The sequence below is a fragment of the Serratia sp. (in: enterobacteria) genome (assembly GCF_046715635.1).
Lineage (GTDB): Bacteria > Pseudomonadota > Gammaproteobacteria > Enterobacterales > Enterobacteriaceae > Chania.
The window spans coordinates 1-3,060 of record NZ_JBKJYW010000327.1 but is presented as its reverse complement, the minus strand read 5'-3'; the positions used below and the strand labels follow the sequence as shown (position 1 = coordinate 3,060).

Annotated in this window: 2 protein-coding genes and 1 pseudogene; all 3 read right to left on the bottom strand. The window is 56.6% G+C overall.

All coding sequences use genetic code 11. The annotated features are described in order from the left end of the window. Positions 1-326: pseudogene (deoD, locus tag ACLQ7H_RS17385) on the bottom strand (purine-nucleoside phosphorylase); the annotation flags it as partial. Positions 327-392: 66 nt separating this feature from the next. Further along, a complete protein-coding gene (gene deoB, locus ACLQ7H_RS17380; protein WP_411753736.1) occupies positions 393-1,616 on the bottom strand; it encodes a phosphopentomutase in 1,224 nt (407 codons plus the stop codon). 74 nt (positions 1,617-1,690) lie between these two features. Then, on the bottom strand, positions 1,691-3,013 hold the full coding sequence (gene deoA, locus ACLQ7H_RS17375; protein WP_411753735.1) for a thymidine phosphorylase: 1,323 nt from the start codon (positions 3,011-3,013) through the stop codon (positions 1,691-1,693). Positions 3,014-3,060: the final 47 nt, after the last annotated feature.

Genomic DNA, 3,060 nt, shown 5'->3' with positions numbered 1-3,060 from the left:
CCCATGCCGATAACCACGTCACGCAGTTTCACATCAGCACGTACCGCACCGCATGAACCCACACGAATGATTTTCTTCACGCCGAAATCAGTGATCAGCTCTTTGGTGTAGATGGAGCAGGACGGGATACCCATGCCGTGACCCATTACTGAGTTTTTGCGGCCTTTATAAGTACCGGTGAAGCCCAACATGCCACGCACGTTGTTCACTTCTACCGCGCCTTCCAGGAAGGTTTCTGCGATGTATTTTGCCCGCAGCGGATCCCCCGGCATCAACACTACGTCAGCGAAATCACCCATCTCAGCATTAATATGTGGCGTTGCCATAATCACTTCCCTCAATTCATGGAAAAAAAGACGCTGGCGTGAAGGCCAGCGTCATTAAAAGCGGTATTAAAGCATGGATTTGCCGTAATCCATCGGCGACACGCCAAAATAGCTGGCGACGGTCTGGCCAATGTCGGCGAAGGTTTCGCGATGCCCCAGCGAGCCTGGTTTGACTTTCGGGCCATAGACCAGAACCGGGATATGCTCACGGGTGTGGTCGGTGCCAGGCCACGTTGGGTCACAGCCGTGGTCAGCGGTGAAGATGATGATGTCATCCCCTTTCACCAGCTTCAGCAGCTCTGGCAGGCGACGGTCGAACAGCTCCAGCGCGGCAGCATAACCAGCCACGTCACGGCGGTGGCCGTAGGAGGAGTCGAAATCTACAAAGTTGGTGAACACGATGGTGTTGTCACCGGCTTTTTCCATCTCCACCAAAGTGGCGTCGAACAGGGCGTCGATCCCGGTGGCTTTCACCTTCTTGGTGATCCCCACATTGGCATAGATATCGGCAATCTTACCGATGGATACCACTTCGCCACCCTTCTCATCCACCAGCTTTTTCAGCACGGTTGGTGCAGGAGGCTCCACAGCCAGATCGTGGCGGTTACCGGTACGCTGGAATTCACCAGGCTTATTACCCAGGAACGGACGGGCAATCACACGGCCGATGTTGTAGCCACCTTCGGTCAACTCTTCACGAGCGATCTCACACAGCTCGTACAGACGATCCAGGCCGAACGTCTCTTCATGACAGGCAATCTGGAACACCGAGTCCGCGGAGGTGTAGAAAATCGGCTTGCCGGTTTTCATATGCTCTTCGCCCAGTTGATCCAGGATCACCGTACCCGAGGAATGGCAGTTACCGAGGTAGCCCGGCAGGTTGGCACGCGCCACCAGCTTGTCCAGAAGTTCCTGCGGGAAGCTGTTGTGCTCGTCTGAGAAGTAGCCCCAGTCGAACAAGACTGGCACACCGGCAATTTCCCAGTGGCCTGATGGCGTATCTTTACCGGAGGAAAGTTCGCTGGCATGGCCGTAAGCACCGATGATCTCAGCGTTTTTATCCAGCCCTTCCGGGAACTTGCCGGTGGACTCTTCCGCCGCTTTGCCCAGGCCCAGACGGCTCAGGTTTGGCAGGGTCAGTGGGCCACTACGGCCCACGTTGGCTTCGCCGCGCGCGCAGGCTGCAGCAATATGGCCAAGGGTATCGGAACCTTCATCGCCAAAACTTTTGGCATCTTCACTCGCGCCAATGCCGAATGAGTCTAATACCATAATAAATGTACGTTTCATCATACTCTCCTGCGTATTCACGCTGAGGGCGACAGCGAAAGGGCCGCTGCCACTCCTGATTCTTTAGACAGAGGTTATTCCGTGATGCGTTTGTAGACCACCGGCGTGACCTCTGGCGCTTTGTCGCCCAGAACCATCGCGTCGCGTACCGCATCTGCCGCCTGCTGCCAGCTCTCTTCGTCGTTGGCATGGATCATCGCTAACGGGCGCTGGGTATCGACAGTCTCGCCCAGACGGGCCATATCGGTCAGGCCCACACTGTAGTCGATGCTGTCGGTCGCGCGACGGCGGCCACCGCCCAGTGACACCACTGCCATACCCAGTGCACGGGTATCCATCGCGGTAATGATACCTGGTTTCTCGGCATAAACCGGCTTGGTTAACGTCGCGGCTGGCAGATAGTTGTCGTAACGCTCGATAAAATCGCTTGGGCCTTTCTGCGCCGCCACCATGCGGCCAAAGATTTCCGCCGCTTTGCCGTTATCCAGCACCGCCTGCAGTTTGGCGCGCGCGTCAGCATCGTCGGTAGCCAGGCCGCCAGACAGCAGCATTTCCACGCTCAGAGCCATCGTCACTTCCAGCAGACGCGGATTGCGATATTCCCCGGTCAGGAAGCGTACCGCTTCACGTACTTCGACCGCATTACCTGCGCTGGAAGCCAGCACCTGGTTCATATCGGTCAGCAACGCGGTAGTCTTGCAACCGGCACCATTCGCAACGCCCACGATCGCCTGGGCCAGATCGTCAGAAAGCTGGTAGGTCGGCATAAAGGCACCGCTGCCAACTTTCACGTCCATCACCAACGCATCCAGCCCTTCGGCCAGTTTCTTCGCCAGAATAGAGCCGGTGATCAGCGGAATGGAGTCGACGGTGGCGGTGATATCGCGAGTCGCGTAGAAACGCTTGTCCGCCGGGGCCAGTGAGCTGGTCTGGCCGATAATCGCTACGCCAACGTCTTTAATGATCTTACGGAACGCGTTGTCGTCCGGGAAAATATCAAAACCAGGGATGGCTTCCAGCTTGTCCAGCGTACCGCCGGTGTGACCCAGGCCACGGCCTGAAATCATCGGCACGTAGCCACCACAGGCTGCCACCATTGGGCCAAGCATCAACGAAGTCACGTCACCCACGCCGCCGGTGGAGTGTTTATCCACAATCGGGCCGTTCAGCGACAGGCTTTTCCAATCCAGTACCGTGCCGGAATCACGCATTGCCATGGTCAGCGCTACGCGCTCAGGCATGGTCATATCGTGGAAATAGATGGTCATCGCCAGCGCGGCAATCTGCCCTTCTGACACCACGTTGTCACGAATGCCATTAATGAAGAAGCGGATCTCGGCTTCGCTCAACGGTTGCCCGTCACGTTTTTTACGGATTATTTCTTGTGCCAAGAACAAAGTAGCCCCCTGTTTTAGCTAAATAGAGTCATTCGATACGCCTGCGC

Coding starts and splice junctions, on each gene's coding strand:
- deoB (WP_411753736.1), bottom strand. CDS start 1,616: ATGAAACGTACATTTATTATGGTATTAGACTCATTCGGCATTGGCGCG.